Genomic DNA, 11,829 nt, shown 5'->3' with positions numbered 1-11,829 from the left:
GAGGGGAGAGGGTGGATCGAGCGCTACTTCGTGAATTCAGCGTAGGCGGCCTCGTCCATCAGCCCGTCCAGGGCCGAGACGTCGTCGAGACGGACGCGGTAGAGCCAGCCGGCACCCTGCGGGTCGGTGCCGACGCTGGCCGGATCGGCGATTGCGGCCTCGTTGACCTCCGTCACCTCGCCCGAGATCGGCGCGAAGACGTCGGAGGCGGCCTTGACCGACTCGACCACCGCCGCCGCCTCACCCTTCACCAGCTTGGCGCCGACCTTGGGCAGTTCGACGAAGACGAGGTCTCCGAGCTGCTCGGCCGCATGGGTGGTGATGCCCACCGTGGCGACCTCGCCGTCGAGGGCCAGCCACTCGTGCTCGTCCGTGAATCTCAGCATGATGCGCTCCGAAGAATATGAGGATCTTGAAGGGGATCGAAGGTCGGGCTCAAACGCGCTTGAAGCGCGCCGGCACGAACGGAAGCGCCGCGACCGAGACCGGCAGGCGTCGGCCCCGCACCTCCGCGAAGAGGCGGGTACCGGGCTCGGACAGGGCGACGGGCACATAGCCCATGGCGATGGGCGCCTTGAGCCTTGGTGCGAAGCCGCCGGAGGTGACGCGGCCGATGCTTTCGCCGGCTTCCTCGGCAAAGAGCGCGGCGCCTCCGCGCACCGGTGTCGGTCCTTCCGGCAGCAGGCCGACGCGCCGCGATGCGGGACCGTCAACGATCTCCGCGAGGATGCGCTCGGCGCCGGGAAACCCTCCCGCCCGCGCGCCGCCCTTGCGACGGACCGGCTGGATCGCCCAGGTCAGACCCGCTTCCACCGGGCTGGTGCCGGGATCGATGTCGGCGCCGTGCAAGCACAGGCCGGCCTCCAGTCGCAGGGAATCGCGGGCACCGAGGCCCACCGGCTCCACGTCCCCGTCCTGCAGCAGGGCTTCGGCCACGGCATCCGTCGCCTCTTCGGGGAGCGAGATCTCGAACCCGTCCTCGCCGGTATAGCCGGAGCGGCTGACGATGGCGGAGGCTCCGAGGATGTCGACGACCCGCACGTCGAGGAAGCGCATCCCGGCGGTCTCAGGAGCGAACCGCGCCAGGGCGTGCTCCGCCAGCGGTCCCTGGAGGGCGAGGAGCGCGCGGGGCAGCACCGTGATCTCGCACAGGCCGGTGAGATGGGCGCGGAGATAGGCCTCGTCGGCCACCTTGTTCGCGGCGTTGACGACGAGGATCAGGCTGTCGTCGAGCCGCGCGACCATGAGATCGTCAAGGATGCCGCCGGCCTCATCGGTGAGGAAGCCGTAGCGCTGCCGGCCCGGTGCCAGCCCCAGTACATCGATGGGAAGGAGCGTTTCGAGGGCACAAGCGAGCTCCGCCATGCCGCCAGGGCCTGCCCTCAGCCGGATCTGGCCCATATGCGACACGTCGAACAGACCCGCGGCCTTGCGGGTATGAAGATGTTCGGCGATCAGGCCGGCCGGATAATGCAGCGGAAGGGCGTAGCCCGCGAATGGCACCATGCGCGCGCCATGGCGCAGGTGGAGCGCGTGAAGCGGCGTGCTGGAAGCGTCGAGCGGCATCTGGTCGTCCCATGACAGAGTGTCCCCGGACACTCGATCGAGTGGTCCGGTTGCCCCCATCTGTCACGGTTACCTGAGAGCTTCTCCCGACCCGCGAGGGGACCGGGATTTCTCCTTCGGTGGGCACCGCGAAGGCGCCTCTCTCCAGATTGTCAAAACGATACGGTGATTGTGCCTGAGAGTTTCCGGGGGTGGTTGCTCCGTCGGCGCCATGACAGTCCAGGACGTGAAGGTCTCGGACGTGTCTGGGCTCTCCCGCATCGTCATTTGCTGACCGTCACAAGGTGTCACGTCGGCCGGGGTGGCGCAAGGCTGCGGGTTTCAAAGGCACGATTCTGTGTCGCACCCGACAGTCGCGGGAGCACGCGGAACCGGCGGGACTCGTCGCGGATTCGCCCGATATGACCATCGCATCCGGGCACGACCTCGCTGGCCCTCGCCCCCGGCAGACCAAGCGTTCCGCTTCCCTCGCCGACGCGAGTCTGACGGACAAGGCGCTGGAGGTCCACCATCGGCTCTGCCCGGTCTACGGCTGTCCGATCCCCTATTTCCACAGCCTCGACCCCTTGAGCGAGCTCGTCTCCTCGCTCCTCTCCCACCGCACCCGGAACGCGGATTCCGGCCGTGCCTTCAAGGCCCTGCGGGCGCGTTTCCCGGACTGGGCCGAGGTCGTCGAGGCTCGGGTGGAGGAGATCGAGGCGACGATTTCCGGCGTGACTTGGCCCGAACTGAAGGCGCCGCGTATCCGGGCGGTCCTCGCCGCAGTTGCCGAACGCCACGGCTCGCTGTCCCTCAACTTCCTCCGGGATATGGAGGTGGATACGGCGCGCGCCTGGCTCGAGGCGATCCCCGGGATCGGGCCGAAGACCAGCGCGGCGGTGCTCTCGTTCAGCATCCTGCGGATGGCGGCGCTTCCCGTCGACAGCCACCATCATCGTGTCGCGCAGCGCACCGGCCTCATCGGCGCGAAGGTCGATGTCGGTCCGTCGCACCCGATCCTGCGGGCGCAATTGCCCGCGGATTGGAGCGCGCAGGCTCTCTACGACAACCACGAAATCCTGATGCTGCACGGACAGGCCGTGTGCCATCACCGCAATCCCGCCTGCGGGCGCTGCGTGTTGCTCGATCTGTGCCCCACCGGGCAGAAACGGGAGCGGAGTTAGCTTGGGCAGGAGCGGGAGGATGCCCTCGCGGCGCAGCGGATCGTCCTCGGCGGAGCTACCGCTTCGCGGCTCCGTACACCGCGCTTCGCTCCCGCTTTCCGACCGCCACCACCGTCACTGTGATCTCGGTGTCGTCGACGCGGTAAACCAGCCGATAGCCTGACGCCCTTAGCTCGATCTTGTAGCAATCCTTCAGGTCAGCATCGCGGAGCTTGTCCGCTTCGACCCTCGGGGTCAGCAGACGCTCCGCCAACTTCTTCTTGAACTGGGCCCGGAGCGTCTCGCCGAGCTTGTGCCACTCCTTGAGCGCGGACGGCAGGAACTGAAGCTCAAAGGGCATCCAGAGTGACCCGCACGGGCACTTCCCCGGCGCGGGCTTTCACGATCGCCGCCAGCACGTCGTCGTCGATGGCTTCCATCATGGCCTCGAAGGTCTCCGGTGGGACCATGTAGCCCATGACGCGGTTGTGGTTCAGGATCGCCACGGGCGCTCCGTCGGCACGGTTCATCACCGATGTCGGACTCTTCTTCAACTCCGACACGCTCACGGCCACATCGGCCATGACACTTTGCAGCTGAGCTTCCATTCACCACCTCACCGCCTCCCTGGGACGGTCGAGGCGATCATAATACAATACCAAATTCCGTACACGAATTCGATTTTTTTGGTGTTCGTTGCGGCCTTTGCCGACATGTCAAGGACCTTGACCGCCTTTGGTGAGCCGTTCAGAACGCAAGCGCCGGTAGCCCAATCCGAGCGCCGCCTTCTTCCTCGCCATCACGCATAGGGACCACGCGCGATGACCGCGTTCACAGAACTCGTGTTCTCGGGCGTCCAGCCCACGGGCAACCTGCATCTCGGCAATTATCTCGGTGCCATCAAGCGCTTCGTGGAAATGCAGGAGCGCGACGCGCAGTGCCTCTACTGCGTCGTCGACATGCACGCGATCACGCTGTGGCAGGACCCGGCTGCGCTGAAGGGCCAGATCCGCGAGGTCACGGCCGCGTTCCTCGCCGCCGGCATCGACCCGAAGCGGAGCATCGTCTTCAACCAGAGCCAGGTGGCGGCGCATGCCGAGCTCGCCTGGATCTTCAACTGCGTCGCCCGCCTCGGCTGGCTCAACCGCATGACCCAGTTCAAGGACAAGGCCGGCAAGGACCGCGAGAACGCCTCGATCGGGCTCTACGCCTATCCGGTGCTGATGGCCGCCGACATCCTGGCCTATCGCGCCACCCACGTGCCGGTGGGCGAGGACCAGAAGCAGCACCTCGAACTGACCCGCGACATCGCCCAGAAGTTCAACAACGACTTCGCGGGGTCGATCGCGGCCCATGGTTTCGATGACGGCGCCGGCTTCTTCCCCATCACCGAACCGCTGATCGGCGGCCCTGCCGCCCGTGTCATGTCGCTTCGCGACGGCACCAAGAAGATGTCGAAATCGGACGCGTCCGACAATTCGCGCATCAACCTCACCGACGAGGCGGATGCCATCGCCAACAAGGTGCGCAAGGCCAAGACCGACCCTGAGCCCTTGCCCTCCGAGATCGCGGGTCTCGCCGGACGTCCCGAGGCCGACAACCTGGTCGGCATCTTCGCGGCGCTGAAGGGCGTGACGCGTGACGACGTGCTCGCCGATTACGGCGGCGCGCAGTTCTCGGCCTTCAAGGGCGCCCTGGTGGAACTGGCGGTGGAGGTCCTGGCGCCGATCGGCTCCGAGATGAAGCGCCTCGTGGGCGATACGGACTACATCGATTCCGTCCTCGCCGACGGCTCCGAGCGGGCCGAGGCCATCGCGGCTCCCACCCTCGACGCGGTCAAGGACATCGTCGGCTTCGTCCGCCGCGGGCCGCGGTTGCGGACGGTATCGTGAGGGACCCCGCGCGCGTCGGCGAGACGCGTGCGGATCGACGATGACTTATAGGACGCCGGGGCGATCATTCGCCGGTCCCCCGCGATAGGGGAAACCCACGATGGCCGATTGGAACCCCGCCCTCTACACCCGCTTCGAGGACGAGCGCACCCGTCCGGCGGCCGAGCTCTTGGCCCGTGTGCCTCTCGAAGCCCCACGCCTTGTCTACGATCTCGGCTGCGGGCCCGGCAATTCCACCGCGCTCATCGCCGCGCGCTTTCCCAAGGCGGAGGTGATCGGCCTCGACACCTCGCCGGCGATGCTGGAGCGTGCGCGCAGTCGCTTGCCCGGCCTTGCCTTCGCGCTGGCCGATGCGGCGACCTGGATCCCCGAGCGGGCGCCTGACATGATCTACGCCAATGCCGTGCTGCAATGGCTGCCCGACCATCCGGTGCTCCTGCCTCGGCTCCTCGGCCTTCTGGCACCCGGCGGCGTGCTCGCCGTGCAGATGCCCGACAACCTTGCCGAGCCCTCGCACCGCCTGATGCGCGAAGTCGCCGGTGCCGATCCCTGGGCCGGGGCCATCGGCGACCCGGCCGTGGCTGGGCGGCTCGGGCGGATGCTGGATCCGGCCGGCTATTACGACCTGCTGGCGCCGCTCGCCGCCGAGGTGGATGTCTGGCGCACCGCCTACCACCACCCGATGGCGGATACCGCCGCCATCGTCGAGTGGGTCAGGGCCACCGGGCTCCGGCCCTTCCTCGACCCGCTGGACTCCGAGGACACGGCCGCGTTCCTCGCCGCCTATGCGACGGCGATTGATGCCGCTTATCCGCCCCGTGCCGGGGGGCGACGCCTCCTCGCCTTCCCGCGGGTCTTCATCGTCGCCCGCCGGGCGGACTAAGCAGGTTCGCAAAAGTGGTCGCCGGTTCTGCGTCCTAAAACCTGCGATACTTCACGGGCCTAAGCGAGGTGAAGCGTTGGCTTGCCACGCGAACCTGCTTAGTGCACCGCCCCGGATGCGATGGCCGGGACTGTGGTCGGCCGGGCTTCAGCTCTCGCCGCGCGCTACCCGTGCCTCGTATTCCGGCAGGGCGAGCTGGCCTTCCTTCTCGACCCTCGCCTTGTCCTCGTCCGAGATCACGTCGCCGACCATGTCGAGGCGCTTCCACAGGGCCAGCGGCGTCTCCTTGTCGGGGGTCGGCACGTACCTGTTCTGCGCCACCTTCTGGTACTTGTGGATGTAGCGCGGGCAATTGACCCAGGCCTTCGTCACCTCGATCTTCACGAGATACTTGGCCTCGGTGTATTCGGCCATCAGCGGATCGTCGCGCAGCATCCGGGCATGGCCCTGGACGCGGACCCGGTGCGGGGTCTCGAAATCGATGAACAGCAGACCGACCTTGGACTGACCCTCGATATTGCCCATCGAGTACCACATGCCGTTGCCGTCGAAGCCGGGGAAAACGAGCGTGTTGTCGTCCACCACCTTCACGAAGCCGGGGCTGCCGCCCTTGTATGAGACGGTCGGCATGCCGTCCGGATCGACGGTGGAGAGGAAGAACATGTCTCGGCTGCCGATGAAGGTGGCCTCGTTCTCGCCGATCCGCTCCTGGACCCAGCCTGTATCCAGGCGCTCGGCGAGCTTGACGGTGTTGTACTCCTCCTGCAGCGCGCGATGCGCGTCATAGTAGAGCGATGCCATGGTGGTCCTCCGCTTTTCGGCCGCTCTCGAGGTGGGCGGCCGTTGCCGTGCATGATCGTGGGAAAGCTGTCCGAGTTCAACAGGCGCCCGACGCGGCGATCGGCTCGGTGAGGCACGCGCGTCGGCGATCCGAGCACGAAAAAGCCGGCGCCGCTTTCGCGACGCCGGCATCTTCCGCAATCGGAGGCCGAGCGAAGCCGGCCTCCCAATCGCAAATTAATTCTTGGCTTTGTCGACGAGGGCCTTCTCGGAGATCCAAGGCATCATGCCGCGCAGCTTGGCGCCGACTTCCTCGATCGGGTGGGCGGCGAGCTTGGCGCGGGTGGCCTTGAACGAGGTCTGGCCGACCTTGTTCTCCAGCATCCAGTCGCGGGTGAACTTGCCCGACTGGATGTCGTTGAGGACGCGCTTCATCTCGGCCTTGGTCTCCGGCGTCACGATGCGCGGGCCGGTGACGTACTCGCCGTACTCGGCGGTGTTCGAGATCGAGTAGTTCATGTTGGCGATGCCGCCCTCGTAGATGAGGTCGACGATGAGCTTCACCTCGTGCAGGCACTCGAAATAGGCCATCTCGGGGGCGTAGCCGCCCTCGACGAGGGTCTCAAAGCCGGCCTTGATGAGCTCGACGAGGCCGCCGCAGAGCACGGCCTGCTCGCCGAACAGGTCGGTCTCGCACTCTTCCTTGAAGGTGGTCTCGATGATGCCGGCGCGGCCGCCGCCATTGGCCGAAGCGTAGGACAGGCCGAGGTCGTGGGCGTTGCCGGACGCGTCCTGGGCAATGGCGATCAGGGTCGGCACGCCGCCGCCCTTGAGGTACTCGCCGCGCACGGTGTGGCCGGGGCCCTTCGGAGCGACCATGAGCACGTCGAGATCCGCTCTCGGCTCGATCAGGTTGAAGTGGACGTTGAGGCCGTGCGCGAACAGGAGGGCGGCACCCTGCTTCATGTTCGGCTCGAGCGATTCCTTGTAGATGTCGCCCTGCAACTCGTCGGGGGTGAGCATCATGACGACGTCGGCCTGCTTTGCGGCGTCGGCGACGTTCATCACCGTGAAGCCCTCGTGCTCCGCCTTCTTGGCGGTGGCCGAACCCTCGCGCAGGGCGATGACGATGCCCTTCACGCCCGAATCGCGCAGGTTGAGCGCATGGGCATGGCCCTGGCTGCCGTAGCCGACGATGACGACCTTCTTGCCCTTGATCAGGTTGAGGTCGGCGTCACGATCGTAATAGACCCGCATGGCGGTACCTTCTCTTATGTTTAGACATGAGTGCGCCCCGGCGCCCTCATCTGAAACGACATCCGCGCGGCCGTGCGATGGCCGGCTTTTAGCGGGGTGATCCCCTTGACGAAAGGGGCAATTGCCTCGTCGGCGATTCAGGCCGGGAGCTGAAGGCCCTCGCGGGCGAAGACGGTCTTTACCGCGGGGCGCTCCGCCATGGCGCGGGCATGAGCTGTCCAGTGCGGAAATCGCTCCGCCATGTCGAACCCGAGGGCCGGGCTACGGCCCCAGGTCCAGAACAGCAGCAGGTAGGGGTCGACGACGCTGTAGCGCTCGCCGAGCGCCCAGCCGCCATTCGAGAGCCGCACGTCGGTCATGGTGAAGAGGTCGCCGCAGGTATCCGCCCCCTTGGCGCGGATGGCGGGGAAAGCCTCCTCGTCGGTGGTGTAGCGCTCGGGTCGGCGGACATGCGCGTAGGCGATGTGGTGGCCGGTCGCCATCCAGGCGAGCCATTCCTCGGCCTGTGCCTGCTGGCGCGGCGCCTCGGGCCACAGCCCGGCCTCCGGATGGAGCCGTGCGACGTGGCGCAGGATCGCGGTGTTCTCCGTGAGGACCCAATCCTCCTCGACCAAAGCCGGCACGCGGCCGCGCTCGTTGAGGGCGAGGTAGTCGGGTGCGCGCTGGTCGCCCTTGGCGAGGTCGAGCCGAACGGTCTCGTAGGTCGCGCCGGTTTCTTCCAGGGCGATGTGAGAGGCGAGCGAGCAGGCGCCGGGGGCGTAGTAGAGGGTTGTCATGGAGACGGGGAACCGTTCGGGGTCATGCCGATCAGTGTCGCGAGTCTGCTGCGAACCTCGGCGAGGATGACGTCTGGGACAAAACCGAGGGAGCGAAGGATGCGCGTATCCCAGTCGATCGAGCGGACCTGATCGACCAGGACTGCCCCATCAACCGGCAGGCCCGGCGGCAGCAGGACCTTCGTCGGCCACGGATTGAGGTTGCGGGTGATCGGGCAGACGATCACTCTTGGGGCCAGCAGATGCATCTGGTCGTTTGAGATGACGAGAGCGGGCCGACGGCCGTTCTGCTCGGTGCCGCGCACCGGCTCCAGATCGACCAGCAGGATTTCGCCCGGACGGCGGGACCGCTCAGTACGGATCATCGTCATTGATGATCTCGGAGCCGACGTCAGGCCCCCAATCGACCGTCGCAGGTTCGAAGTCGGGACCGAGACGCTGCGCTTCCGCAATCATCTCCGCCATCGTGAAGACCGGAAAGCCATTCACGAAGCGACGCGCCGGGCTGGACGCTGCGTCTCCTGCTTCCCGCGACGCGAGGAGTTTCGGAAGCACTTCGACGATCTGACCTTCCGCCAAGCCGAGGGTCCGGACGTCATCGGCCGACAATCGAACCGTATAGCCCGGTCCCTCTCGCTCCAGCTTCGCTTCCATCGCCCGCCTCCGTCTCAGACCTCCAATCATAGCGTGATCCCGCGAAAAAGCTTCACATCGCCTCCGACCCGCGGCCCATGGCGGCGATCCCCGTGCGGGAGATCTCCACGAGGCCGATCACCGTCATCAGGCTGATGAAGCGGTCGATCTCCTCGGTGGTGCCGGTCACCTCGAAGACGAAGGAGTTGAGGGTGGCGTCGAGGGTCTTGGCGCCGAAGGCAGCGGCCAGGGTGAGCGACTCGGTGCGGTGTTCGCCGGTGCCGGCCACCTTCACGAGGCAGAGCTCCCGCTCCAGGGAACGGCCCTGGAGGGTCAGGTCGACGACGCGGTGGACCGGCACGAGCCGGTCGAGCTGCGCCTTGATCTGCTGGATCACCGCATCGGTGCCGGTGGTGACGATGGTGATGCGCGAGATGTGGCGCGCCACCTCGGTCTCCGACACCGTCAGGCTCTCGATATTGTAGCCGCGCCCCGAGAACATCCCCGCGATTCGCGCGAGGACGCCCGGCTCGTTGTCGACGATGACCGCGAGCGTGTGCCGGTTGATGGGCTCGACCCTGCCGGCATCGGGGTAGTGTGTGTTCATGGCGTTCATGGACCTGTCTCCTCCGTGCCGCCGGTCAGACCAGCATCTTGCCTTCCTCGGAGATCACGTCGCCGAGGTCCATTCCGGTCTCGCCGAGATAGTCGGAGAGCAGCATCTCGTTATGCGCCTTGCCCGACGGGATCATCGGGAAGCAGTTCTCGGTCTTGTCCACGATGCAATCGAAGATGACCGGGCCGTCATGGGCCAGCATCTCGGCGATCGCCCCGTCGAGTTCGCCGGGCTTGTCGCAACGCATGCCCTTGGCGCCGTAGGCCTCTGCCAGCTTGACGAAGTCCGGCAGGCTCTCGGAATAGCTCTGCGAGTAGCGCGACCCGTGCAGCAACTCCTGCCACTGGCGCACCATGCCCATATACTCGTTGTTCAGGATGAAGATCTTGACCGGCAGGCGATACTGCACGGCCGTCGACATCTCCTGGATGTTCATCAGGATCGAGGCTTCGCCGGCGATGTCGATGACGAGCCCGTCGGGATGGGCGAGCTGCGTACCGATGGCCGCGGGCAGGCCGTAGCCCATGGTGCCGAGGCCGCCGGAGCTCATCCAGCGGTTCGGCTCGTCGAACTTGAAGTACTGCGCCGCCCACATCTGGTGCTGGCCGACCTCGGTGGTGACGTAGGTCTCGCGGCCCTTGCAGGCCTCGTAGAGCCGCTGCACCGCGTATTGCGGCTTGATGATCGTGCCAGACGGCCAGTAGGCGAGGCAGTCGCGCGCCTTCCAGGTGCGGATCTTGGCCATCCACTCGTCGAACCGGCCCGTGTCGGGCTGCTTCGGCAGGGATTTCCAGGCCGCCAGCATGTCTTCCAGCACCGAGCCGCAATCGCCGACGATGCCGACATCGACCTTCACTACCTTGTTGATCGAGGAGGCGTCGACGTCGATGTGGATCTTCTTCGAGAACGGCGAGAACGCGTCGAGACGGCCGGTGATGCGGTCGTCGAAGCGTGCGCCGACGCAGATCATCACGTCGCATTCGTGCATGGCGAGGTTGGCCTCGTAGGTCCCGTGCATGCCGAGCATGCCGAGGAACTGCGGGTTAGAGGCCGGGAAGGCGCCGAGACCCATCAGCGTCGAGGTGACCGGGAAGCCGGTCACTTCAGCCAATTGCCGCAGCAGTGCCGAGGCGTGCGGGCCGGAATTGATGACGCCGCCGCCGGTGTAGAAGATCGGACGGCGGGCATTCGCCATCAGCTCCACGGCGGATCGGATCGCCTGCGCATCGCCCTTGAAGGCGGGGCGGTAGGTCTTGTGGCCGTTCCGGGTGGGGCGTTCGTAGATCCCGCTCGCGAACTGGATGTCCTTCGGCAGATCGACGACGACGGGGCCCGGTCGTCCGTTCGAGGCGACGAAGAAGGCCTCGTGCAGGATGCGCGGCAGGTCGTCGATCGATTTGACCAGGTAATTGTGCTTCGTGCAGTGGCGCGTGATGCCGACCGTGTCGCATTCCTGGAACGCGTCGGTGCCAATGAGATGCGTCGGGACCTGGCCGGTGATGCAGACGAGCGGGATGGAATCCAGCATCGCATCGGTCAACCCGGTGACGATGTTGGTGGCGCCGGGGCCGGAGGTGACGAGGACGCAGCCGACCTTGCCCGACGAGCGGGCATAGCCCTCGGCCGCATGGACCGCGCCCTGCTCGTGGCGGACGAGGACGTGCTTCAATTCTTCCTGATGGAAGAGGGCATCGTAGATCGGCAGCACCGCGCCGCCCGGATACCCGAACAGCGTATCGACACCCTGATCCCGGAACGCCCGGATGACCATTTCGGCCCCGGTCATGACCTCGCCGCTCATCGTCCTGCTCCTCAAAACCCGGTTGAACCCAGCGTCAAACGTCTCGTCGCGGCAACAAAAAAGGGCCCCGAAGGACCCTGCAAGCGCCACCATCCGGATCGCGGCCCCTGTATCAGGGCCGCCCGGTCAGTGGCGCTTCCGTTACGATAAGGATGACTCGCATGGAGATATCGAAACCTTTTCCTTCGCCGAAGAGGCGAATCGGAACTCGTGTCGGGTTGTTTAGAGATAAGAGGTGGGGCGGTCAACGTCATCCGACGCAAGATAGTGCCGCAGAACGGTGCCGGTCGCATCGGGGCGAGATCCAGGCTCGTGCATCCTGTCCGTTAGCGTTCACACGCCTAAGGTCCCGGGCCGAGTCTCATGGGCGTCGGCGGTCGGGCTTTCGGCGGAGGCTTGGAACGAGCCAGCGGCACACCACGTCGCCAGTGCCGTGCCCGCCGGAGCCGACTCTCCCACGCCGGACGACATCTGCCGGCGCGT

At 66.3% G+C, this 11,829-nt stretch carries 14 protein-coding genes and 2 riboswitches; of the genes, 3 read left to right on the top strand and 11 right to left on the bottom strand.

The window, feature by feature from the left end:
* Positions 1-23: 23 nt before the first annotated feature.
* Together gcvH and gcvT are read right to left on the bottom strand one after the other, a co-directional pair.
* The gene (gene gcvH / locus ACFQ4G_RS05805) at positions 24-386 is read right to left on the bottom strand and encodes a glycine cleavage system protein GcvH (RefSeq protein ID WP_238204604.1); all 363 of its coding nucleotides are present in this window, start codon (positions 384-386) and stop codon (positions 24-26) included.
* A 49-nt stretch (positions 387-435) separates the two neighbouring features.
* Positions 436-1,566 (bottom strand): glycine cleavage system aminomethyltransferase GcvT, encoded by a 1,131-nt coding sequence (gene gcvT, locus ACFQ4G_RS05800; protein ID WP_238204602.1) that lies wholly within the window; start codon positions 1,564-1,566, stop codon positions 436-438.
* 56 nt (positions 1,567-1,622) lie between these two features.
* A riboswitch (glycine riboswitch) is annotated at positions 1,623-1,718 on the bottom strand.
* Between the two features lies 1 nt (position 1,719).
* Positions 1,720-1,834, bottom strand: a riboswitch (glycine riboswitch).
* Positions 1,835-1,967: 133 nt separating this feature from the next.
* Between gcvT and ACFQ4G_RS05795 the strand changes: the two genes are divergently transcribed.
* Positions 1,968-2,729 carry an endonuclease III domain-containing protein gene (locus ACFQ4G_RS05795; protein WP_238204601.1) on the top strand — a complete coding sequence of 254 codons (762 nt, stop codon included), beginning with the start codon at positions 1,968-1,970 and terminating at the stop codon, positions 2,727-2,729.
* 55 nt (positions 2,730-2,784) lie between these two features.
* On the opposite strand, the gene ACFQ4G_RS05790 is transcribed toward ACFQ4G_RS05795, so the two are convergent.
* On the bottom strand, positions 2,785-3,069 hold the full coding sequence (locus ACFQ4G_RS05790; protein ID WP_238204599.1) for a type II toxin-antitoxin system RelE family toxin: 285 nt from the start codon (positions 3,067-3,069) through the stop codon (positions 2,785-2,787).
* Entirely contained in the window at positions 3,059-3,316 is a 258-nt protein-coding gene (locus ACFQ4G_RS05785) for a type II toxin-antitoxin system Phd/YefM family antitoxin (RefSeq protein WP_238204597.1), read from the bottom strand. Before ACFQ4G_RS05785 ends, ACFQ4G_RS05790 begins: the two co-directional genes overlap by 11 nt.
* Before the next feature lie 213 nt (positions 3,317-3,529).
* On the opposite strand from ACFQ4G_RS05785, the gene trpS reads away from it, so the two are divergent.
* Entirely contained in the window at positions 3,530-4,600 is a 1,071-nt protein-coding gene (gene trpS, locus ACFQ4G_RS05780) for a tryptophan--tRNA ligase (protein WP_238204595.1), read from the top strand.
* A 100-nt stretch (positions 4,601-4,700) separates the two neighbouring features.
* Positions 4,701-5,483, top strand: coding sequence for a trans-aconitate 2-methyltransferase (gene tam, locus ACFQ4G_RS05775; RefSeq protein WP_238204593.1), 783 nt, complete (start codon positions 4,701-4,703; stop codon positions 5,481-5,483).
* A 147-nt stretch (positions 5,484-5,630) separates the two neighbouring features.
* Here the strand turns inward: tam and ACFQ4G_RS05770 are convergent, their stop codons facing one another.
* From ACFQ4G_RS05770 to ACFQ4G_RS05740, 7 genes are all read right to left on the bottom strand, one after another.
* Positions 5,631-6,284 carry a pyridoxamine 5'-phosphate oxidase family protein gene (locus ACFQ4G_RS05770; RefSeq protein ID WP_238204591.1) on the bottom strand — a complete coding sequence of 218 codons (654 nt, stop codon included), beginning with the start codon at positions 6,282-6,284 and terminating at the stop codon, positions 5,631-5,633.
* A 216-nt stretch (positions 6,285-6,500) separates the two neighbouring features.
* Positions 6,501-7,520 (bottom strand): ketol-acid reductoisomerase, encoded by a 1,020-nt coding sequence (gene ilvC / locus ACFQ4G_RS05765; RefSeq protein ID WP_238204589.1) that lies wholly within the window; start codon positions 7,518-7,520, stop codon positions 6,501-6,503.
* Between the two features lie 137 nt (positions 7,521-7,657).
* Positions 7,658-8,296: a glutathione S-transferase family protein gene (locus tag ACFQ4G_RS05760; protein ID WP_238204587.1), complete on the bottom strand. Its 639-nt coding sequence runs from the start codon at positions 8,294-8,296 to the stop codon at positions 7,658-7,660.
* Positions 8,293-8,661 (bottom strand): type II toxin-antitoxin system PemK/MazF family toxin, encoded by a 369-nt coding sequence (locus ACFQ4G_RS05755; RefSeq protein ID WP_238204585.1) that lies wholly within the window; start codon positions 8,659-8,661, stop codon positions 8,293-8,295. Before ACFQ4G_RS05755 ends, ACFQ4G_RS05760 begins: the two co-directional genes overlap by 4 nt.
* The gene (locus tag ACFQ4G_RS05750) at positions 8,648-8,875 is read right to left on the bottom strand and encodes a MazF family transcriptional regulator (RefSeq protein ID WP_238204583.1); all 228 of its coding nucleotides are present in this window, start codon (positions 8,873-8,875) and stop codon (positions 8,648-8,650) included. The genes ACFQ4G_RS05755 and ACFQ4G_RS05750 overlap by 14 nt, the downstream gene beginning before the upstream one ends.
* 127 nt (positions 8,876-9,002) lie before the next feature.
* Positions 9,003-9,545: an acetolactate synthase small subunit gene (gene ilvN, locus ACFQ4G_RS05745; protein ID WP_238204582.1), complete on the bottom strand. Its 543-nt coding sequence runs from the start codon at positions 9,543-9,545 to the stop codon at positions 9,003-9,005.
* Positions 9,546-9,570: 25 nt separating this feature from the next.
* Positions 9,571-11,346 carry an acetolactate synthase 3 large subunit gene (locus tag ACFQ4G_RS05740; protein WP_238204573.1) on the bottom strand — a complete coding sequence of 592 codons (1,776 nt, stop codon included), beginning with the start codon at positions 11,344-11,346 and terminating at the stop codon, positions 9,571-9,573.
* Positions 11,347-11,829: the final 483 nt, after the last annotated feature.

This window comes from Methylobacterium marchantiae, from assembly GCF_042679825.1.
Classification (GTDB): Bacteria; Pseudomonadota; Alphaproteobacteria; order Rhizobiales; family Beijerinckiaceae; genus Methylobacterium; species Methylobacterium marchantiae.
Note: the sequence above shows the minus strand (reverse complement) of the source record. Positions and strands in the feature narration are given on the sequence as shown.

Bases quoted from the DNA above. Each gene is read 5' to 3' on its own strand.
- gcvH (WP_238204604.1), bottom strand. From the start codon at position 386: ATGCTGAGATTCACGGACGAGCACGAGTGGCTGGCCCTCGACGGCGAG.
- gcvT (WP_238204602.1), bottom strand. From the start codon at position 1,566: ATGCCGCTCGACGCTTCCAGCACGCCGCTTCACGCGCTCCACCTGCGC.
- ACFQ4G_RS05795 (WP_238204601.1), top strand. From the start codon at position 1,968: ATGACCATCGCATCCGGGCACGACCTCGCTGGCCCTCGCCCCCGGCAG.
- ACFQ4G_RS05790 (WP_238204599.1), bottom strand. From the start codon at position 3,069: ATGCCCTTTGAGCTTCAGTTCCTGCCGTCCGCGCTCAAGGAGTGGCAC.
- ACFQ4G_RS05785 (WP_238204597.1), bottom strand. From the start codon at position 3,316: ATGGAAGCTCAGCTGCAAAGTGTCATGGCCGATGTGGCCGTGAGCGTG.
- trpS (WP_238204595.1), top strand. From the start codon at position 3,530: ATGACCGCGTTCACAGAACTCGTGTTCTCGGGCGTCCAGCCCACGGGC.
- tam (WP_238204593.1), top strand. From the start codon at position 4,701: ATGGCCGATTGGAACCCCGCCCTCTACACCCGCTTCGAGGACGAGCGC.
- ACFQ4G_RS05770 (WP_238204591.1), bottom strand. From the start codon at position 6,284: ATGGCATCGCTCTACTATGACGCGCATCGCGCGCTGCAGGAGGAGTAC.
- ilvC (WP_238204589.1), bottom strand. From the start codon at position 7,520: ATGCGGGTCTATTACGATCGTGACGCCGACCTCAACCTGATCAAGGGC.
- ACFQ4G_RS05760 (WP_238204587.1), bottom strand. From the start codon at position 8,296: ATGACAACCCTCTACTACGCCCCCGGCGCCTGCTCGCTCGCCTCTCAC.
- ACFQ4G_RS05755 (WP_238204585.1), bottom strand. From the start codon at position 8,661: ATGATCCGTACTGAGCGGTCCCGCCGTCCGGGCGAAATCCTGCTGGTC.
- ilvN (WP_238204582.1), bottom strand. From the start codon at position 9,545: ATGAACGCCATGAACACACACTACCCCGATGCCGGCAGGGTCGAGCCC.
- ACFQ4G_RS05740 (WP_238204573.1), bottom strand. From the start codon at position 11,346: ATGAGCGGCGAGGTCATGACCGGGGCCGAAATGGTCATCCGGGCGTTC.